20 protein-coding genes are annotated in these 19,916 nt (G+C 37.5%); 13 read left to right on the top strand and 7 right to left on the bottom strand.

The window, feature by feature from the left end; all coding sequences use genetic code 11:
- Window positions 1–52 precede the first annotated feature (52 nt).
- The 6 genes from J4G36_RS04220 (at window position 53) to J4G36_RS04245 (ending at window position 6,284) form a co-directional block, all read left to right on the top strand.
- Window positions 53–913 (top strand): ABC transporter permease, encoded by an 861-nt coding sequence (locus J4G36_RS04220; RefSeq protein ID WP_210468820.1) that lies wholly within the window; start codon window positions 53–55, stop codon window positions 911–913.
- A complete protein-coding gene (locus tag J4G36_RS04225; protein ID WP_210468821.1) occupies window positions 910–2,142 on the top strand; it encodes a quaternary amine ABC transporter ATP-binding protein in 1,233 nt (410 codons plus the stop codon). The genes J4G36_RS04220 and J4G36_RS04225 overlap by 4 nt, the downstream gene beginning before the upstream one ends.
- 309 nt (window positions 2,143–2,451) lie before the next feature.
- A complete protein-coding gene (locus J4G36_RS04230) occupies window positions 2,452–2,850 on the top strand; it encodes a CidA/LrgA family holin-like protein (RefSeq protein WP_210468822.1) in 399 nt (132 codons plus the stop codon).
- Window positions 2,843–3,529, top strand: coding sequence for an LrgB family protein (locus J4G36_RS04235; protein ID WP_483315879.1), 687 nt, complete (start codon window positions 2,843–2,845; stop codon window positions 3,527–3,529). Before J4G36_RS04230 ends, J4G36_RS04235 begins: the two co-directional genes overlap by 8 nt.
- A gap of 72 nt (window positions 3,530–3,601) precedes the next feature.
- Window positions 3,602–4,480 (top strand): patatin-like phospholipase family protein, encoded by an 879-nt coding sequence (locus J4G36_RS04240; protein WP_210468823.1) that lies wholly within the window; start codon window positions 3,602–3,604, stop codon window positions 4,478–4,480.
- A gap of 130 nt (window positions 4,481–4,610) precedes the next feature.
- Window positions 4,611–6,284 carry an ABC1 kinase family protein gene (locus J4G36_RS04245; RefSeq protein WP_210468824.1) on the top strand — a complete coding sequence of 558 codons (1,674 nt, stop codon included), beginning with the start codon at window positions 4,611–4,613 and terminating at the stop codon, window positions 6,282–6,284.
- Window positions 6,285–6,516: 232 nt separating this feature from the next.
- Here J4G36_RS04245 and J4G36_RS04250 read toward each other — a convergent pair whose 3' ends face one another.
- Window positions 6,517–7,338, bottom strand: coding sequence for a squalene/phytoene synthase family protein (locus tag J4G36_RS04250; protein WP_210468825.1), 822 nt, complete (start codon window positions 7,336–7,338; stop codon window positions 6,517–6,519).
- A gap of 291 nt (window positions 7,339–7,629) precedes the next feature.
- Between J4G36_RS04250 and J4G36_RS04255 the strand changes: the two genes are divergently transcribed.
- Genes J4G36_RS04255 through J4G36_RS04265 form a run of 3 tightly spaced genes read left to right on the top strand, consistent with a single transcriptional unit; the run spans window position 7,630 to window position 13,165 of the window.
- Window positions 7,630–11,403: a DEAD/DEAH box helicase gene (locus J4G36_RS04255; protein WP_210468826.1), complete on the top strand. Its 3,774-nt coding sequence runs from the start codon at window positions 7,630–7,632 to the stop codon at window positions 11,401–11,403.
- Window positions 11,391–12,161: a hypothetical protein gene (locus tag J4G36_RS04260; RefSeq protein ID WP_210468827.1), complete on the top strand. Its 771-nt coding sequence runs from the start codon at window positions 11,391–11,393 to the stop codon at window positions 12,159–12,161. Before J4G36_RS04255 ends, J4G36_RS04260 begins: the two co-directional genes overlap by 13 nt.
- A 14-nt stretch (window positions 12,162–12,175) precedes the next feature.
- Complete coding sequence (locus J4G36_RS04265; RefSeq protein WP_210468828.1) at window positions 12,176–13,165, top strand: helix-turn-helix transcriptional regulator; 990 nt, start codon at window positions 12,176–12,178, stop codon at window positions 13,163–13,165.
- A 174-nt stretch (window positions 13,166–13,339) separates the two neighbouring features.
- Here the strand turns inward: J4G36_RS04265 and J4G36_RS04270 are convergent, their stop codons facing one another.
- Both J4G36_RS04270 and J4G36_RS04275 read right to left on the bottom strand, forming a co-directional pair.
- Window positions 13,340–13,555, bottom strand: a complete 216-nt coding sequence (locus J4G36_RS04270; RefSeq protein ID WP_210468829.1) for a hypothetical protein — start codon at window positions 13,553–13,555, stop codon at window positions 13,340–13,342.
- A gap of 177 nt (window positions 13,556–13,732) precedes the next feature.
- Window positions 13,733–14,512, bottom strand: a complete 780-nt coding sequence (locus J4G36_RS04275; protein WP_210468830.1) for a phosphatidylserine decarboxylase — start codon at window positions 14,510–14,512, stop codon at window positions 13,733–13,735.
- 60 nt (window positions 14,513–14,572) lie between these two features.
- On the opposite strand from J4G36_RS04275, the gene pssA reads away from it, so the two are divergent.
- Window positions 14,573–15,106 carry a CDP-diacylglycerol--serine O-phosphatidyltransferase gene (pssA, locus tag J4G36_RS04280; protein WP_210468831.1) on the top strand — a complete coding sequence of 178 codons (534 nt, stop codon included), beginning with the start codon at window positions 14,573–14,575 and terminating at the stop codon, window positions 15,104–15,106.
- Between the two features lie 80 nt (window positions 15,107–15,186).
- Here pssA and J4G36_RS04285 read toward each other — a convergent pair whose 3' ends face one another.
- The 4 genes from J4G36_RS04285 to J4G36_RS04300 all read right to left on the bottom strand — a co-directional run bounded on the left by J4G36_RS04285 (window position 15,187) and on the right by J4G36_RS04300 (window position 17,955).
- Window positions 15,187–15,486, bottom strand: a complete 300-nt coding sequence (locus tag J4G36_RS04285) for a YunC family protein (protein ID WP_483315888.1) — start codon at window positions 15,484–15,486, stop codon at window positions 15,187–15,189.
- A gap of 230 nt (window positions 15,487–15,716) precedes the next feature.
- The gene (locus J4G36_RS04290) at window positions 15,717–16,538 is read right to left on the bottom strand and encodes a MetQ/NlpA family ABC transporter substrate-binding protein (protein ID WP_210468833.1); all 822 of its coding nucleotides are present in this window, start codon (window positions 16,536–16,538) and stop codon (window positions 15,717–15,719) included.
- 17 nt (window positions 16,539–16,555) lie between these two features.
- On the bottom strand, window positions 16,556–17,218 hold the full coding sequence (locus J4G36_RS04295) for a methionine ABC transporter permease (RefSeq protein ID WP_210468834.1): 663 nt from the start codon (window positions 17,216–17,218) through the stop codon (window positions 16,556–16,558).
- On the bottom strand, window positions 17,218–17,955 hold the full coding sequence (locus J4G36_RS04300; RefSeq protein ID WP_210468835.1) for a methionine ABC transporter ATP-binding protein: 738 nt from the start codon (window positions 17,953–17,955) through the stop codon (window positions 17,218–17,220). Before J4G36_RS04300 ends, J4G36_RS04295 begins: the two co-directional genes overlap by 1 nt.
- A 229-nt stretch (window positions 17,956–18,184) precedes the next feature.
- On the opposite strand from J4G36_RS04300, the gene cyoE reads away from it, so the two are divergent.
- From cyoE to J4G36_RS04315, 3 genes are all read left to right on the top strand, one after another.
- The gene (cyoE, locus tag J4G36_RS04305; RefSeq protein ID WP_210468836.1) at window positions 18,185–19,129 is read left to right on the top strand and encodes a heme o synthase; all 945 of its coding nucleotides are present in this window, start codon (window positions 18,185–18,187) and stop codon (window positions 19,127–19,129) included.
- Window positions 19,130–19,293: 164 nt separating this feature from the next.
- Window positions 19,294–19,530, top strand: coding sequence for a DUF2249 domain-containing protein (locus tag J4G36_RS04310; RefSeq protein ID WP_210468837.1), 237 nt, complete (start codon window positions 19,294–19,296; stop codon window positions 19,528–19,530).
- A gap of 15 nt (window positions 19,531–19,545) precedes the next feature.
- Entirely contained in the window at window positions 19,546–19,881 is a 336-nt protein-coding gene (locus tag J4G36_RS04315) for a hypothetical protein (RefSeq protein ID WP_210468838.1), read from the top strand.
- Window positions 19,882–19,916 lie beyond the last annotated feature (35 nt).

Genomic DNA, 19,916 nt, shown 5'->3' on the forward strand with positions numbered 1-19,916 from the left:
AAACTATATATTAATTGGGGTGAAGAAGCGACTGCAATTGCAGTCCATGCTTATGAAAGAATTTCCAGATATACGTCTACCTATAGGTGACGGCGTAGAAAGTTTTATAGATTTTTTAGCTGCAAATTTTCAAGCGTTCTTTGATTTCATTTTTGTCTTGACATCTTCTTCTATTAAAGGATTAGAGTCAGCTTTAATAGCAATTCCATGGTGGGTGCTAATTATTGTTGTTATTTTATTAGGTTGGTATTTTACAAAATTATCGAGTGGAATACTCTTCGGGTTTTTCATGTTTTTAGTAGGTTCTTTTGATTTATGGCCAGAAACAATGACAACGATTTCCATCGTATTAATCTCCGTTATACTCTCATTAGCAATTGGAATTCCTTTTGGTGTATTAATGGCTTTCAATAATATTTTATCAGTCGTTATGCGTCCAATACTAGACGCAATGCAAACGATGCCAACATTCGTTTACTTAATTCCCGTTATCTTCTTTTTCCCATTAGGTAACGTGCCGGCAGTGATTGCCACGATAATCTATGCAATGCCTCCTGTTATGAGACTGACAGAATTAGCAATCCGAAATGTCGATAAGGAAGTTGTTGAGTCCGCACAATCTTTCGGTTCTTCAACCATGCAAATGCTAACAAAAGTCCAATTGCCGCAAGCGCTTCCAACAATTATGGCGGGCGTTAACCAAACGACAATGATGGCACTTGCAATGGCCGTTGTAGGTTCTATGGTTGGTGCACAAGGCTTGGGTGAACGGGTTCTTTATGCGATTAACCGAATCGACATTTCATTGGGATTTGAGGCAGGTATCAGTATCGTATTTTTAGCGATAATTATTGACCGGATTACCGGTGGGATTGCAGACCGTCTTCAGAAACAAAGGGGGAATGCAGCATGACAATAAAAATGAAGGTTGAAAACATTTCTAAAATTTTCGGTCCGCGTCCAAAACGGATCATACCGATGGTGGAAAAAGGGGAGACCAAAACAGATATTCTGGCGAAAACCGGACATACTGTAGGGGTTTATAACGCCTCGATGGACATTATGGAAGGCGAAACTTTTGTCATAATGGGGCTTTCCGGGAGCGGAAAATCAACACTTATACGATGCTTAAACATGTTAAATCGACCGACCGCAGGCTCAATTTATGTAGACGGCGATGACATTACGAAATACAACGCACAACAATTAAAGAAATATCGTCAAGATAAAATTGCGATGGTCTTTCAACATTTCGGGTTATTTAGTCATCGTACGATAATCAGCAATATTGAATACGGCCTTGAAATTAAGGGGCTAGAAAAATCGGAACGTCAAAAAATTGCTCAACATCATTTGGAGTTAGTTGGTTTAAAAGGTTATGAGGACAAATATCCTGACGAGTTATCCGGTGGTATGCAGCAACGCGTAGGTATTGCACGGGCACTAGCAAATGATCCTGACATCTTATTAATGGATGAACCATTTAGTGCGCTTGATCCACTAATACGACGTGAAATGCAGTTAGAACTGATTGACTTGCAGAACCGCTTGCAAAAAACAATTGTCTTTATTACTCATGATGTGAATGAGGCTTTTAAAATTGGGGATCGTGTAGCTGTCATGAAAGACGGTAAAGTTGAGCAAGTGGGATCACCCGAAGAAATTTTGGAGCAACCAGCCAATCAATACATTAGCGAATTTATCCGTGATATTGATCGTTCGAAGATCTTACAGGCTGAACACATTATGATTCGCCCGCATGGGTTGTTGTCGCTTAAAGATGGTTTGAATGTAGCGATAAAAACGATGCAAGAAAATGGACTGTCCAGTGTTTTCGTTACTGATAGAAAGCGACACCTCCAGGGCATCGTTACAATTGATGACGCAATTGATGGATTGAAACAGCGTAAAACATTAGAGGAAGTTATTCAGCGAGACGTAAATACGGTTTCGCCAGCAGATTATGTACAAGATATCATTCCGAAAGTGTTGGATTCAAAATTTCCGATTGTAGTTGTTGATGAAGCAGGGCTTATCCAAGGAATCATATTAAGGGTCCATGTATTGGCTAGTTTAATAGATGATAATGGCGATGATTCTACTGAAGCTACTGATTTAGAAAAAGAGCTTATAAAGGAATAATAGTAGCTAGTACCTGAATAGATCATTATTCAGGTGCTTTTTTTAATTTTAACTGTTGTTGCGCTAAAGAATAATTTCATAAGCAGAAGGTCCCGATTTGCAAGCAAAAGCATTTTTGTGCAAGCAAATGCCGCATAAGTGCAAGCAAATCACTAACCAGTGCAAGCAAATTTATTACAACCGGATATTATTGAACAAAACTGATTTTATATTTTATCAAGATTAAATGATTTCTAGACGAAAGACTTCAATATTGGTAAAGTTAAGCAATGAAATGAAATCGTTTTGGTGAAGGGAGGGTAATAAAAAGTGAAGAAATATTCTAGACGCAAATTGGCTATTCTGATTGGACAAATTATTGTGCTTTTTATATTTTCGTATGTGGGTGACTTGATTTCTTCATTATTGAAATTACCTATTCCGGGAAGTATTGTCGGGTTACTGTTATTGTTTTTATGTTTGCATACTAAGGTTGTACCAGAAAAATATATTAAAGATGGTGCTGGTTTTATACTTGTTATGTTACCTTTATTCTTTATTCCAGCGACAGTTGGTATTATTCAGTACCCAGATTTTTTATCAGGTAAGGGCGCAATCTTAATAGGCATTGTTATGATTAGCACATTCATGACGATGATTATTTCGGGTTATAGTAGTCAACGAGTTGAAATTAAGATGAAGGAAAGAGAGGCGTCAAGGCTTGAGTAACCTATTGCTTCTACTCATCGTTGTATTCGGAACGGTCATGCTTTATTTAACGATGCGATATACATATGCGCGTTTTCCAATCGCTGTACTGCATCCAGTATTGACGTCGACGACAATCATTATATTACTCCTCCTCGTACTTAACGTTTCCTATGACAGTTATATGGTGGGTGGAGAATGGCTTGAAATGTTTTTGGGACCATCTGTCGTGGCGCTTGCGTATCCGCTCTATAAACAGCGCATAGTCGTGTTGAAATACCGAAATGCGATTTTACTGGGTGTAGCATCAGGATTACTGACCGCTATGGGAAGCATTCTGTTATTTGCTAAACTATTTCGGTTTGAAAACGAAATGATCCATTCAATTATTCCAAAATCAATAACAAGCCCTGTTGCTATTCAAGTAAGTGCCGCGCTTGGGGGCATCCCATCTTTGACTGCAGCATTTGTGATGATTGCGGGTTTTAGCGGTGTCATCTTGGGGCCATTGGTGATGAAATATACGCGCATACAAAGCCCTTTATCAAAAGGATTAGCATTGGGTAGCGCATCCCATGCATTAGGCGTAGCAAAGTCCACGGAGTACGGTGAATTATCACTTTCGATGGCATCAGTCTCGATGACGTTAAGTGCCATTGCCGGTTCTGTCGTCGGGCCATTATTTATATTGTTATTATGAAGCATGTCCTAGGTTCTACTATAATTGAATGACACTTACATTAGACTACCACCACAAAAGGAGAGGTAGTCTTTGTTAATTGATGGGGTGTTTTCAGGTGGAGGTTTGAAGGGATTTGCGCTAGTTGGTGCCTACGAAGTGTTAGAAGAAAAGGGTTATCAATTTAAACGTGTAGCCGGTACAAGTGCCGGAGCCATTTTAGCCAGCTTTATAGCCGCTGGGTATACAGCCAAAGAAATCGAACTTTTATTCGACGAGCTAGATCTAACCTCGCTCTTAGATTCAAGATTAACGATACTTCCTTTTCCGTTTTTAAAATGGCTTCAGATTTATTGGCGATTAGGCCTTTATCAAGGGAAAGCATTAGAAAATTGGTTTTTAGAAAAGTTAGCCGACAAAGGTGTTTATTCATTCGCTGATTTACCAGAAGGGTCATTAAAACTCATTGCATCAGACTTAACGAATGGGAGGATGATTGTTCTGCCAGATGACTTGGAACGCTATGGTATCGCCCAGGAGACCTTTCCAGTGGCACGTGCGGTGCGCATGAGTTGCGGAATACCTTTCTTCTTTGAGCCGGTAAGATTAAAAATTGGTTCGGGCGATACAATTGTTGTTGATGGTGGGGTATTAAGTAATTTTCCCTTGTGGATTTTTGACAATGATGTAGGAAAAAGAGAACGGCCGGTACTCGGCTTGAAATTAAGTCGAAGAAAGGAAGAAATTGAAGGTCGGCAAATTAATAATGCGATAAATCTATTTGAAGCCTTATTTTCAACCATGAAAAATGCCCATGATGAAAAATACATTTCAAGAAAACACGAGAAAAACATTGTTTTTATTCCGGTAGATCACTATAGTGCAACGCAATTTGATATGGATGAAGAGTCAAAAAGACAGCTGTTAGAAATTGGACGTGAGCGAACAACGTTATTTTTAAATTCATGGTGATAGATTTAATTATTGGCCAAGGTAAATAATTTTAACTCACATTGCCGTGGCCACTTTTTTGAATATATTTGAAGCAAACGGGTAAAGACAAAGGAAGTCTACATAAATAGGCTCAAAGGGAGGAAGCGTTGTGTTTAAAAAAAGAATACGGCATACGCGTCGTTTTCAAGAAATCATAAATGCGTTTTTAAAAAATGGATTCAGCCATTTTCTTTTTCGTTTGGGACTTACTGAGCGCGATTTGAAAAAAACAAATGAAAATGAAGACTGGAATATAAAAGGCCAGCATGTTGGGAAAAGATTACGATATACACTGCAAGAATTAGGACCGACATTCGTTAAATTGGGACAAATCGCAAGTTCACGACGGGATTTAGTTCCTGCCGAAATTATCCATGAACTTGAAAAGTTGCAGGAACATGTACACGCTGTTCCGTTCAGTACAATACGGATGATTGTTGAAGCAGAGTTAGGGGGGACGCTTGAAAATCTGTTTGACTCATTTGACGAGGCTCCTTTAGCAGCAGCATCAATCGGACAAGTACATGTTGCACGTTTGCCGACTGGAGAAGAAGTGGCGGTTAAAGTACAACGGCCAAACATAAAGCAGACCATTGAAACAGACTTGGAAATATTATACGAGATTGCGAAGTTTCTAGAAGAGAATTCAGTATGGGCAAAGACTTATCATATCAAGGAAATCATTCAGGAGTTTTCGAAATCATTACGGGATGAATTAGATTATAAAGTAGAAGGCAGAAGTGCTAATCGAATTGCAAAACAGTTTAAAGAGCAACCAAACATTCAAATACCGAATATATATATAGACTTTTCAACAACTAAAATATTGACGATGGAATTGGTACAGGGCATACGTCTCAATGATATTAAACAATTAGATGATGGGGGATATGATCGGAAACTAATTGCTGAACGCGTGGTAGATGCAATGTTTTTTCAAGTCTTGGAGAAAGGTTTTTTCCACGGGGATCCTCATCCCGGGAATATTTACATTCTACCAGATAACCGAATCTGTTTCTTAGATTTCGGCATGATGGGGCGAATCAATGATCAATTGAAATTTCACTTTGCTTCTCTAATCATCAATCTGAAGCAAGGCGATACAAATGGCATGATGAAAGTATTCTCAGACATGGGCTTGCTAAATGAGGACACAAATAAGGCTGATTTTCAACGTGATCTCGATGATTTGATTGAAGTGTATTATGAAGTTTCGTTGGATGAAATAAGTCTTGGTGGAATTATGAGCGAATTGTTTGAAGTTGCATTTCAACACAAAATTCAAATACCAACGGAAATTACAATCCTTGGAAAAGCAATTCTAACATTGGAAAGCACAGTAAGTCTTTTAGATCCGACGTTTAGCGTTATGAAAGCAGTGGAGCCGTTTGGAAGGAAGCTGATGTTGGAGCGTTATCATCCGAAAACCATTCTTCAAAATTCATGGAAAGATCTCGTTGAAAATGCGGAAATTCTTTTGCATTTGCCGAAGGATATTAAAAAGATTACATCTACTGTGGGGAAAGGGAAACTACGGTTAGATATAAATGTGCAACAGATACAAACAATATTAGGCAGATTGGATAGAATCAGTAATCGATTATCATTTAGCATTATCTTGCTGGCCTTTAGCATTTTGATGGTTGGGTTAATTATTGGGTCAGCAATCGCGGGACAGACCAATTTACTTTGGAGTTTCCCGATTATTGAAGCTGGATCAATCATAGCAACGCTTATGTTTGTATTTTTGTTGTTTTCAATCTTTCGATCGGGCCGGATGTAATGCGTTTCTTTCATCTAACGAATAGGTTGCATAGCTTGTCAATAGACTAGTAGTAGCAAACAAATTCGAAAGGATGGGGAATTGAAGCGAACAGTAATTTTTGGAGGTACCATTGTCATTGGCATCATTCTGGGAATATTTGTTACTTATATTATGGAGCTAGTCGGATAGATGCTTTGTAGATTGCATGACCGAGTGCTGACACACTCGGTCTACCTTGTCCGATTTGTCCTTATAGACTTTTTACAATTTCGTTTACAGTCATTTCAACTTCATTACGGTTCATTTTTTCTTTTCCCCCAGTTAATGCATTGAGCGTTCTTTTAGCCAAAGTATGCGGGATTTTACAAAATAGAAGAATGTTTTTAGTCTTAATCGACTCAATATAGCCTTCAGCTTGATGTAAATTCAATTCAGCATACTGAAACATATCTGCACGCGTCCAACCATCGGGAATAAAATGAACGCCGCGATTGGCATCCTCCTCCTGGTTTCGCAACATATTGACGACTTGCAGACCACGTCCATATGCAATCGCTAATTCGCGGTCAGTTTTTGTCCCATCGAATAGCTGCCAAATATCAGATAACATCACACCTACCAAACCAGCAACGTAGTAAGTGTACTCATCCAAATCCTCTTTCGTTTTTACAAGCCAGTCTTTTTCAACCCATTTGGCCATTCCGTCTGCCATGAGGCTTGTCGACTCCTGAACCTTATCAAGAAAAACTGATGGACATATTGAGAGCCAATCGCCAAGTCGCAATGTAACTTCTGGTAATACATTTTCATAAGGTTGTAAAAGTTGCTTGTATGCAACATTGTCAAAATTTGTTTGCAATAATTTGCTCGTAGTTCGCAATAAGTGTTGTTTGGTATCAGAATGCAATTCTTCGTGATCTTCAATTTCATCGATAGCGCGCATACATAAATATGCAGAACCAACAATATTGCGCAAGGTAGGATTTAATAATTTAATTGGAATGTAGAAGGTCCTACTGGTTAACTTTAATACATGCATGGCTTCTTTTAGTAATTTAGCTTCTGGACTCAAATCGATTACCCCTCTCAATTTTGCTGTTCACGATTGCAGTTGAAGTTAGTAGAAATTTTCAATATTACTGTCTATTTACTCATTATATCAGAATGTCTACCCATATTGTTAATATGCTTAACAACATTGTAAAAGTACACTATAATTGAACTAGAGTATATAAAAGTCAGTTATCCCAATACGGGATACTGACTTTTATCGTTTTTAGAAAGTTGGATGCAAATGATACAAGGAATACCCCTACAAACAATGCAGTGCACGCTAGGGATTACAAATAATGCCCGTAACGGAATGATGAAATTTGTTAAAAATGAGCAAAGCTTATTCTCAATGCAGGAAGCTTTTGATATATATATTGAAAAAAGACCGGAAAACAGACACGGCAATATGTCATTTTCCATCTTCTTTGATAATGAAACAAATACTGTGTTAGCGGAAAAAATCGATAATCGAGTAGCGGTTATGGAGTGTATCTATAAGAATGAAGGATTCTTGGCAACTGGTTTTCATGTACGGGGTAGGAGAGAGCCGGTTCGAACAAATCGACGCTTACCCGTACGACTTAAATTTCTAGTAAATCAACGCCATGGTGTTCCAATGCCAATTGAATTGTATACACGCCTCCGCGAGTTACCAATCGCAGAGGAACGTTCAGAATATGTTCGGAAAAGAATTTCCAGCTGGGAAGGCTATTTAGCGATTCAAGAAAGAAATGCTGATATTGCAGATATAACTTCCGTATTTTCTGGCGCTAGCCTTAATGCGGATTTTAATAAGCTTCAAGTCATCTGTACTGGATTGAAAAGTAATGAATGGAAGGCTATCAACAATTTTTCTGTCAGATTGAAAGGAATTCAAAATGAAATTGGCGCAGTAATTAACACGAATCGATCTAAGAAAATCGTTGAAATCGAATTAAACCGAAAGTATCAAGAGCTAGCCAGAAAGAATGAGTGGCAACCTTGGACTTTCAAAGAAGTCATTTTCAGTAATTTTTCCGAACTGAGTCAAGTGAAGAGGCTGCGCAAAGGATTTAAAGATTTACAAGATGGACTAGCCGCTAACGCAAATTTAGAAAAAGTCCTATTTGAAAAACGTCCTGTCGTGAGGATATCAAAACAACAGAAAGACCTCGTTTTTCATAATCGACTCAATGAATTTCAACAAGAAGCAGTTACAGGGGCAATGACATCAAATGATTTATACGTGATTCAAGGTCCTCCTGGTACAGGAAAAACGACGGTAATCTCTGAAATTTGCCATCAAAATGTAAAGGCAGGTCTTCGTACGCTTGTTGCATCCCAAGCAAATCTAGCGGTCGACAATGCACTAGGTCGATTATTATCCCATCAAGATATCCGGATTTTACGTTACGGTAGAACGGAAAGTATTGAAGAAGAAGGTAAAAAGTTCATCGAGGAAAACGTCGCACTTAATTGGAAGCAACAAACTGAAAAGGCTGTTTCTGAGCAACTTAGAATGCGTGCAAAAATTGAAAAAGACCTGGAACAGGAATTGAAACTCGATCATGAAAAAATGTTGGCATATGAACGGGAATTGACTACTTTAGAAGAGCAAATTCGCCTTAGAGAAATAGCCGTAGCCGAGCACGCGGCGCATACCAATGAACTAAAAAAGTTGAATTTGGAAAAAGAAAATTACCTAACCAAGCAACAAGAATTAGAAAAAACGCGTGAATTATTGAATAAGGTGATTGATGAATTAACTGAAAAAAATTCCGGTATCGAAGAAGTTCTTCAGTCATATCATGAATCCAATCTCATTGAACAAATAGCGAATATTAAAAAACAAATTACACTCTATCAGGATTACATTAGCCATCACCATATCCTTCAGAAGATAGATGAATCAAAAATAACACTTACTGGCGTTCATCATGAACAGAAAAAGCAAGAAACTGTATTGACTGATTTGCAGACATTTTTGAAGGATGCCAGTTCCATTACTAAACTAAATGAATTACAAGACAATCTACTAGCGATTGGCTTCGTTCCATCAAATATGTTGCATCAAAAACTCACTGAACTAAATCATCTGATTGAATCGATTAAATCAAGCATGTCCACTGACACTTATCAAGACTGGACCGAGCTGATTACCCGGCTTAATAAAGCAATTGAAACTGTCGTTGAAAAATTATCTGAGAATGGATTTCTGAAACAACCACATAGTTACCAAGGAATGAGCAAGCCTTGTTCAGTAAACGATATACATACTCAGATTGATAAAGTGGGACATTTTTTAATTGATCCATCCGTTAAAAAAGCGTTACAGACAAGGCATTATTCAGCAGAAAGATACGAATATCTAGAAAAGTTGAGCGCTGCTTTAGATGTGCTTTCTAGAAGACGGAATTATGCATATTCTCAAATAAAAAATGTAGAGATGTCAAAAAAGCTATTTGAATCCATCAAAATCGACGTGATTGAGACTGTGAAGCAAACCATTTCAACCAGGATAGATGAGGTTAATGACTTTACGAAAAGAAAACAAGATCTTGAAAACGAGATTACCGACCTCACAGAAAAATGCTCACAATTAAAAAACTGGCAAGGAACAGTCGATGAAACCGTTGAAATCGAAACGATAGAAGAGAAACTGATTGGATTGAAAACGACATACACACGTCTTGAAGAAACACTATTCACCAATCAGCAATATATGCAAGACTTGGAACATAACAAGGTTTCTATGGAGACAGAAGTTCACAATTTGAAGAAAAACGCCAAAGAACTGGAATTAAATATTGAGGTTACAGAAACAATCACAAAAAAATGTTCAGAGATGGAAGAACGAATCCTATCATTGGAAAAAATCGTCGATCAAAATCCGAAAGAACAGTATGATCTAACACTGATTGCGATGGCTGAGTTATCTAAGGCAATTGACAGTAAACAGTTAGAGAAAGAACGTTTGCCGATAACAAATGCCCTTCAAGAAGAATGGTTATCACTCTTAAAGGATGCAAATGAACATGATTTAAATGAAATTCGAAAGCTGTATGTGCAACACGCAAATGTAATAGGAACAACATGCGTTGCATCGGCTAGGCGCGATTTCATGGAAGAGTATCCAGTTTTCGACGTCGTTATCATTGATGAAGTTTCTAAAGCGACACCGCCGGAATTGCTGCTCCCAATGTTGAAGGGGAAGAAAATCATACTTGTGGGTGACCATCATCAGTTACCACCATTGGTAGGACAAGAAACGCTAGAAGAATTTCTAGAAGAAAGTGAAGACCGACAAGAAAAAAACGAACTGAAAAAGTTATTAGAGGAATCGCTTTTTGAACGGTTATTTAGAACGTTGCCCAAACAAAATAAGACCATGCTGGGTATTCAATACCGCATGCATGAATCCATTATGGAAACCATTTCACCATTTTATAAAGACGGCGATTATCGTTTACAGTGCGGGGTAGTAGATTCGGATAATGAGCGCGATCATGGTATTGAATCAAAATATATAAAACGAAGTGACCATCTACTATGGTTCGATATGCCAAATGAACCGAACTACTTCGAAAATAAAGTGGTAGGTGGAACGAGCAGATATAATCAATCCGAGTTAAACAAGGTTAAGAACTTATTGACAGACTTGGATAAGACCATCGAAAAAAACAAGCAGCAAGGTAAAGTTAACCTAGATTTCAAGAAAAGTGTTGGCGTCATTAGTTTCTACGGTGAACAAGTAAAGCGTATTGACCGGTTAATCCAACAGGAATTAATGCTGCAGCATTTACATTGCAGAACCGGATCTGTGGATAAGTTTCAAGGTATGGAAATGGATATCATCATATTGAGCTTTGTTCGAAACCATAATGAAAAGAGCGGGGATATCGGTTTTGCGCGTGATTACAGAAGACTGAACGTGGCATTATCACGAGCCCGGGAATTATTAATCATTGTCGGAAGCGCTGAAATGTTTGCTGTGAGAACAAAAGATGTCAAAGCCAGAAAAATGTATGGCCGATTAGTTGAAGAGATTAAAAAGAAAAATGGATTCAGGAAGCTTGAAGAGGGGGCGGCAGTTTGGAAGACTTAAAAATTCGCTTAACAAGAGAACTGCAACAGGATTTCAACGTAAAAGTTTTGGATTCTGTTTCATGGACACTGCCCGTCCAACTCGTTTCGATTAACTTTGAGAAAGTTTCACGAACGAAAATGGATATTTTGATGAAGATGATGTTACTTACTTTTCAAAAGACAAAGCATGCCACTATAGACGAACTAGGGGATATTCTTCTAGTCGAGCCATTATTCATCCAAGATTTGATTGACAAAATGCTTAGATCGCGTATGATCGAAAAAACTGAGTCGAGTTTCACATTAACCGATATAGGTGTCGGACAACTTGAAACAGGCATTTATGAGCATGAACCCGAAACAGATGCAGTAGAAAGAATTTATAGTCCCTGTCATCAGTCTTTTCTAAAAGGGGAAATTGACAATCGTTTTTCCGGGAAAAGTATGTATCGGTATCAGGATGACTTTCCCGAGTGGGAGGTCGCTTATCTTGAAGAAGTTAAATTGTTTGAGGCGGTCAAAGACGCGGGAATTGAATCGAATAATGAAAATGTACAAACCGTTGTAACAGCTATTGAGTCAACATCGGTTACTAAAAAAATGTCGGCATTTTGCATTGAATTTCGCTTATACAATAAAGTAGAAGATACGATTTATGCACGTGTTTGGAATACGCTATTAGGCCATTGGGATAAAACGATTGAAGCACAATTGAATGAAAAAGAACGAAAACAATGGCGTGCAACTTATATTGTGGATGACCAAATTGAGTCATAGGAGGGTGCAGACTGATGCCAAAGTCAATAAACGCACGAGAAAGGCTACTTGAAGTCATCTCGATCCTTGAAAGAAATACAGATAAGGAAGATATGAAAACATTGCATGAAATACATGCCATGTTACCCGAACACGCCAATGTTGGTGTAGGTACGGTTAGAGAGGATTTGCTAACCCTCGAAGATTCTAATATATATCCAATATTATCCGTGCAAGAAAAAGTTGGTTTACAAAAACATTACCATTACGACGGGCGATTATTTGAAATACATGAGCTTCGGCTGCTGATGGATGCAATTAGCGCAGCTAAGTTTATCCCACAATCAGAAACTAATGGATTATTGATGAAAATTAGGAAATTAACAAGTAAAAGATTGGCAAAACAATTAAACAATGAACTTTATGTCGTGAACGACGCTAAATATGATTTAGGGGAAGTTACAAAAGTTGTGGAACAATTACACACTGGAATTCAAGATCAGAAATTGATTGCTTTCAAATATGGTCGTTATGGTATCGATTTAAAATTCCATCTTAGTAATAATGAGGATAATTATTGGGTCAAACCGCATGGACTTGTGTGGAATAGCGATCGTTATTATTTGGTAGGAGAATATATTGCTGAAGGTGATATTCGGCAATATCGCGTTGATCGAATGCGTTCAGTCCAAGTGACGGATGAAAGCTTCGTGCCGGATCCAGACTTTAATCTAAAGGATCACGTATCGAAAATGTTTCATATGTACGGCGGTGAACCACTAACTTTGGAAGCAGTATTTTCGAATAAGCTGATCAATGTAGTCATTGATCGATTCGGAACCGATGCAAATATTCAAGCGCATGGTCCAGATACTTTTGTTTTGAAAACACGAGCGATAATGAGTGATGGGCTCGTACAATGGCTGATGCGATTTGGGCACCGTGTAAAAGTGGTTCATCCCGAAACATTAGTGAATCAAATGAAAGAAGAGGCGATAAAGTTTTATGAAAATTATAAGGAGTGATAATAGGGTTTGATCAACTCAACCGTTGAAAAAGTAATCCTTAAAAAGTTATTGGAAAAATAATGTACAGACATATGACATCCAATAGAATGTAAATTAACCTCCCCAAATTATTTACAGTAGGAGAGGCTAATCACTTACCTAGAAACTAAATTCCAAGTAACCTGTTAAACTTTAAAACTTGTTAAAAAGCTTAGACAGCCCTTTTAATATTATTGCTGCGGCAAAAATCAGCACAACAATAACAACTAGGACAATCCCGATGAACAGTAATGTTGGAGCACCAGTGAGAAGGCCCGGTACAAAAACAATCAGGCCCAAAATAGCATATGCTGCCAGGATGCCAAAAAAGTAGAGAGACGCATACCCTTTATCATAGTTATTGGACAATTTAAACACCTCCTTATATCCAATATATGTACAAGCTTTATATGAGTGTTAGGACATTGTGGCAAAAGGGGTTACAAAAAATATTTAATGATTTCTTATAGTAGACAAAAAGCCAGCTTGACGCTCTTAAAAAGAGCATCAAGCTGGCTTTAGTTGTTTATAAATCTTGGGAAATTATCACTTGATCCATTCAGCAATCGGTTGTCCTACCTTTACTTCGCTATTCATTGGAACCGTAGGCGTAAAAGTATAATGATCTTCTATAAAAAGAATAACGGTAGATCCGAATGAGAAATGACCGAACTCCGCACCCTTTATACATTCTTTGGAAGAACTGTTCAAATGAATACTATTGACATTAAGTGCGCCCACTTTAACGATGGCGACTTTCCCAAATTCAGTTTGTATTTCTGAAATTAAACGGTGATTTGTCGAAAAAGGGCGATTACCTAAACGCAAACCTAAATTATTGACTGGATATGAAATTGAACCTAATGCATAACGTGAAAAAATTGTGCCCGATATAGGATAATGAAAATGGTGATAATGACTTGGGGAGAGGTACAAGATGAAAAAGCTTCCATTTTTATAAGTCGATGCTTTTTTATCGTCTCCAAAAATTTTAGCTAAACTGTAGGATTGGTTTTTTATAATAAATGTATCCTGTTCATCTACCTTTCCAACAGCACTTAAACAACCGTCGACAGGAGAAATTAGACTGTTTGAAGATGTATCAATGGATCTTGCGCCGACTTTTAAATTACGTGTAAATAAATCCTGCAAACTTTTATAATGCGCAAGTGGGTATTCCATCTCATCTTGGTTAATTTGATATGTATTGGCGAATGGTCGAATTAGCAGTCGACTCATCCTAGATTGTGTAATGAATTTTAATATCTTTGATGATGTTGGATTACCAGTTAGTTCGACAAAAAGGCGAAATATTTTTTTCTTCATGACATTTCCTCATTTTCCCTATATAATTTAAAATAATAATATGAGTAGGACGGTGATGCTATGTTTTTAGCAAAAAATTTTTATGCTACTAGAATAAAAGCACAATTGGCAAATATGATCACATTAATGAATCTAAGTTTTGGCATACTATCTATTATACTTATTTTTAACGGTCATGGTAATTTAAGTGCAACATTTATTTTCTTGGCAGCAATCTTCGACCGATTTGACGGCATGTGCGCCCGTTATTTCAATTCTGAATCCGACTTTGGAAAAGAACTGGATTCTTTATGCGATCTTGTCTCATTTGGCATTGCGCCTGCGTTATTAATATACGGTACTGCTTTGAATGAAACGCTATGGGTCGGTATTTTAGTCACCATTACGTATGTATTAGCTGGAGCAGTGAGATTGGCAAGGTTTAATGTTAGGGAGTTTGACGGCAATTTTTATGGTGTACCTATAACGGCTGCCGGCGTCCTTGCGGCACTCAGTTATTTCTTATACCCGTATGTATCGGCGAATACTTTTATTTTCATCTTATCTATTCTAGCTTATTTGATGGTTAGTAATATACGGATTGCAAAAGTATAAAATAGAAGTAGGGAACACATCTAAAAAATCGCCAAGCAACTTTTTCTCACATCAAAGTGAAGTTGCTTGGTGATTTTTTATTACACCATTTTCAAGAGTGCTTCTCTGCCAATCATCCCTTTGCTAATTCCCAAATTTTCAGCTTCATAGGTGACCGATTCGAGTGGTGCATCAAGAAGTTGATCGATTGTTTTGACTCCGACAGCTCGCCCCGCAATGACTTTCCGATCAGCCAGTTTTTCGTTTAGTAGCGCAACATCTAGAGCCCCGCACATAATGTATCCATTGTCATTCGTTACAACAAGTAAATTCGTTTTCGGCAATATAACTGAAATGGCCAGAAATACTTGGTCTTCAATGGTTACGGGATATAAACTCATCAAATTTCATCACTCCTTTTCCATTCACGATATGTGATGGAAAGGGAAATCGTGATAAAAAGCTGCGTAGATGAATATTTCCTGCGGGGCCGGTGAGTCTCCATCCTCCACTCTGATTAACTACATCCATTAAATAAGGAAAAAGTAGTGTCGTTTTATTAAAATTATTAATAAAAAAAGTACAGCAGGTTTTTTAAAATTCCTGCTGTACTGATTTAGTTAAATAATAATTATTTAAATGCCGGGAATGCGATGTCAGAGAAGTTTTCTTCTAAGAATGCACGCACTTCTGGTCCAGATAAGTGTTCGGCTAATTTTTTGATTGCTTCGGAATCTTTGTTGTCTTCACGCGCAATAAGTGAGATAGGGAATGCTGATTCGCCTTCGTCAATTAGTGAATCATTTACTGGCGTCAAACCAAGTTCTTTTGCATAGGCAGGAAGCATCGTTACTAAATCGACATCATCCATTGATCTTGCTAGCATTAACAAGTCAACATCAACGAATTTAAGGTTTTTAGGATTTTCCGTGATATCTTTTACGCTTGCATCAAGCCCGACACCGTCTTTCAATTTGATTAATCCGCCTTTTTCGATCAACTGTAAAGAACGAGCCATATTCGAGGAATCATTCGGAATAGCTACTTTTGCACCGTCTGGTAACTCGTCTATACTGTCGAATTTATTTGAATAGGCACCCAAAATTGCATGATAAACGTGTTGGATAACGACTAAATTAGCATCATTCGCCTCATTAAATTGTTCCATATAAGGAGGGTGTTGAAAAAAGTTTGCATCTACTTCTTTATTTGCCAAAGCGCTATTAGGCTGTACGTTATCGGATAAAACAACAATTTCCATCTCAATGCCGTCTTCTTTAAGTAATGGTTTGGCAATTTCCAACATATCCGTCATCGGCGGAATAAGGGATGCAACACGAATTTTTGTTTCTTTTTCAGTTTGCTCTGTTGAATTTCCTATGGTTTCTTTACCCGTTCCGCATGCAGCAAGTACGAGAACGGTAGCAAATAAAAGCGCTATTAATTTTTTCATGAATAAAAATCTCCTTTTTACGATCTTTTATCTAGTTTTTTTGAAGTTTTAGTACCGATAATTTGAATAGCTTGAACGAGAATTATCATGATTACGATGGTAAAAGTCATGAGTTCGGTTTCAAAACGTTGATAACCGTATTTGATAGCAAAATCGCCGACGCCGCCACCGCCGACAATTCCCATGACGGTGGAATAGGAAATAAAACTAATCGTTGCTGTCGTTAAACCGAAAATGAGACCAGATCTTGCCTCTCGATAAAGGAATTTAAATATCACTTGCACTTTAGAAGCACCCATAGAAATCGCTGCTTCGATAATCCCTTTCGGTACATCCAACAACGATTGTTCGACCAGTCGCGCATAGTAAGCGATGGAAATGATGGACAAAGGTACAGTAGCCGCCATGGTTCCTAATGCCGTCCCAATCACAAAACGAGTGAACGGAATTAAAAATACGACGAGAAGCAGAAATGGAAATGAACGAACAATGTTTACGAACGTATCCAAGATGGTAAATAATAGTTTATTTTCATACAAATTACCTTGTCTGCTTAAATATAGATAGGTACCTAAAGGTAAACCTACCAGAATGGCCGCAAGAATCGAAATCCCGACCATAACAAAAGTTTGTCCGATAGATAGCCAAATCTCTGCTTGATACTCGATGATTTTATCCATTAAGGTTTAACCACCGCGATTCTTCTTAAGTCTTCTATGTAATGATCTTCATCATCATGTAGGCCTTGTGGTTCGATTGCGAAACTGTCAACAATTCGTCCATCTTTCATGATGGAAACATGTTCACAAATACTTTTAACGACATCCATCTCATGTGTGACAATCACAATTGTGACACCCAATGTTTCTTTAATGTGACGTAAAACTTGCAAGACTTCGGTTGTTGTTTTGGGATCCAGCGAAGAAGTTGGTTCATCACATAATAGAACGTCCGGGTTGTTGGCTAACGATCTTGCAATTGCAACGCGTTGTTTTTGTCCACCGCTTAGTTGGGCTGGATATGCATCTTTCTTGTCTAAAATGCCAACAAAATGAAGACATTCCTCAATACGTTTTAATCGTTTCTGCTTTGGCATTCCCACCAATTCGAGCGGCATTTCGACATTTTCAGCGACAGTTCGATTAAGAACCAATTGAAATTGTTGAAAAATCATTCCAATGTTTTGCCTAGCTTTTCTTAACTCTTTGTCGGAAAGACTTGTCAGTAATTGATCTCCCACTCGCACTGTTCCATTATCTGGTCTTTCCAATAAATTCATCATCCTAACTAAAGTTGATTTTCCGGCACCGCTCGTTCCAACAATGCCATGAATTTCACCTTTTTTAATTGTTAAGGATAAGGGGAGTACAGCTTTCACATTTCCAAAAGCTTTCTCAACATTATTGAGTTCAATCATGTAGGGGACCTCCATTTCTCCACAGATTACTATATCATGAAAAGCAATCAGGTGAAATAAATTACTTCAACTTTGATGCCTATTTAGTACTAGTGATAATTCAGAACCTTTCGCCTATCTTAAAATGTGTCATATTCATTGTTTTACTACGAAAGGGGTAGTAAAATTAATTACTATATGAAGTTACATAGGTTTTTTTGATCAATGGTTGATTTAAGGGGAGACGCTGATGGACAAAGTTGAATTCACGACAATGCAAAACTTTAAAACTAAAGATCTAGAGAAAGAAAATAAAGTCTCTACGATTATTCTGGATTTAATCTCTTTGTTTAAAGGTCTTGTATTATTAACGAATATACTTCCTGTATTAACAGGCTTTTGTTTGGCATTGTATTTTACCAATGCATCTTTTGGGGAACACTGGAAGTTGTTTTTAATTACAATCATTGGCAGTACATTAGTAGTTGCTGGTGCGCTGACACTTAATAATTGGTATGAAGTCGATCTTGATCGAGAAATGGCCAGAACTCAAAAGCGGCCGACCGTTACTGGAAACTTTTCTATGAAGACAGTTCTATTAATTGGTATTATATTATCGGTAGTTGGTTTGTTCGTTTTGTTTTTCACAACGATAGAAACGTTAATTTATGCATTTTTAGGCTGGATCACATATGTTGTTTTTTATACTTTTTGGTCGAAGCGTAAATATACACTAAATACAGCAATAGGCAGTATTTCAGGAGCGGTGACGCCATTAATTGGTTGGGCTGCAATTGCACCTAGTTATCATATTGTTCCAATCGTTTTAGCCCTTCTTTTGTTTATTTGGCAGATTCCGCATACATTTGCGATTGGAATTAGAAGATGCGAAGAATATAGGGCTGCAGGTGTTGCGATGTTGCCAGTAGTGCGTGGATTTGGCATTACGAAAAGACAAATCGCAGTTTACGTTGCTTGCTTACTTCCGCTACCTTTCTTATTACCGGCATTAGGACTTACTTTTATTATTATCGCAACGGTTTTGAACATCGTTTTTTTAGGATTAAGCATTGCTGGATTTTATATAAAAAACGATGTGAAATGGGCGCGTGTTATTTTCCTTTACTCCGTAAATTATTTAACAATCATTTTCTTTATGATGATATTTATTGCACTGCCGGTTTTTAGTAGATAGGTTACATTTTGAGTACCTGGAAAAAACCTTTCCCGCATTTACAGTTCTAATTGTAAATGCGGGATTTTTTATTGAAATGCCTATTTTGTGACTTGAATCACAGCGCTAATTATCATACAAGCTTATACTTTAATTAAGGTGAAAATATAAAGGAGGAAACACCAATGACAAACTACACTTCAGTAATAAAGGTGACAGAGTATCCGCCGCATCTAAAACACAAAACAATTTACGAAACATACGAGAGTTTACAACCTTCCGAGTCGATGTTAATCGTCAATGATCATGATCCTATTCCACTGCGTTTCCAATTAGAATCAACACATGAAGGGAAATTCGATTGGGAATATATTGAACGAGGTCCGACCACATTTCAAGTGAAAATTACAAAGCTGAAATAAAAGGGGGTTTTTGCAATGGTAAAAGTCAACATAATTAACGATAATACCGTGAATATCGAGTTGACTTTAGAGGACGCGGTTTCAATGGTCCAAAAAGCGTCGAATAATATTGATAAATATGCAAATGAAATCGTTACGACTTTTGAACAAATGCCCAAATTCAACTATACCTATTATTGTTTCTATGCTTTTGACAACAGTGCCAACTTATTTGAAACGATGTTGGACATTAATCCAAAGAATTATAATTCATTTTCATTAAATGCTCCTGATGCTTTTTTTCATTGTTTATATGGTGGAATGGCAAGTCTATATATAGACGCTCAAAAGTATGTTTCAAAGACCAATTGATCAATTTACGCATAAACTACACTTCTCTTATTAGC

The organism is Sporosarcina sp. 6E9, assembly GCF_017921835.1.
In the GTDB taxonomy this organism is placed as follows: domain Bacteria; phylum Bacillota; class Bacilli; order Bacillales_A; family Planococcaceae; genus Sporosarcina.

What these genes read in the sequence shown, in the direction of transcription:
- pssA (WP_210468831.1), top strand. Translation starts at nt 14,573, where the DNA reads ATGTTTTTAGCAAAAAATTTTTATGCTACTAGAATAAAAGCACAATTG.
- J4G36_RS04265 (WP_210468828.1), top strand. Translation starts at nt 12,176, where the DNA reads ATGCCAAAGTCAATAAACGCACGAGAAAGGCTACTTGAAGTCATCTCG.
- J4G36_RS04275 (WP_210468830.1), bottom strand. Translation starts at nt 14,512, where the DNA reads ATGAAGAAAAAAATATTTCGCCTTTTTGTCGAACTAACTGGTAATCCA.
- J4G36_RS04285 (WP_483315888.1), bottom strand. Translation starts at nt 15,486, where the DNA reads ATGAGTTTATATCCCGTAACCATTGAAGACCAAGTATTTCTGGCCATT.
- J4G36_RS04290 (WP_210468833.1), bottom strand. Translation starts at nt 16,538, where the DNA reads ATGAAAAAATTAATAGCGCTTTTATTTGCTACCGTTCTCGTACTTGCT.
- J4G36_RS04225 (WP_210468821.1), top strand. Translation starts at nt 910, where the DNA reads ATGACAATAAAAATGAAGGTTGAAAACATTTCTAAAATTTTCGGTCCG.
- J4G36_RS04300 (WP_210468835.1), bottom strand. Translation starts at nt 17,955, where the DNA reads ATGATTGAACTCAATAATGTTGAGAAAGCTTTTGGAAATGTGAAAGCT.
- J4G36_RS04255 (WP_210468826.1), top strand. Translation starts at nt 7,630, where the DNA reads ATGATGAAATTTGTTAAAAATGAGCAAAGCTTATTCTCAATGCAGGAA.
- cyoE (WP_210468836.1), top strand. Translation starts at nt 18,185, where the DNA reads ATGGACAAAGTTGAATTCACGACAATGCAAAACTTTAAAACTAAAGAT.
- J4G36_RS04315 (WP_210468838.1), top strand. Translation starts at nt 19,546, where the DNA reads ATGGTAAAAGTCAACATAATTAACGATAATACCGTGAATATCGAGTTG.
- J4G36_RS04220 (WP_210468820.1), top strand. Translation starts at nt 53, where the DNA reads ATGAAAGAATTTCCAGATATACGTCTACCTATAGGTGACGGCGTAGAA.
- J4G36_RS04310 (WP_210468837.1), top strand. Translation starts at nt 19,294, where the DNA reads ATGACAAACTACACTTCAGTAATAAAGGTGACAGAGTATCCGCCGCAT.
- J4G36_RS04295 (WP_210468834.1), bottom strand. Translation starts at nt 17,218, where the DNA reads ATGGATAAAATCATCGAGTATCAAGCAGAGATTTGGCTATCTATCGGA.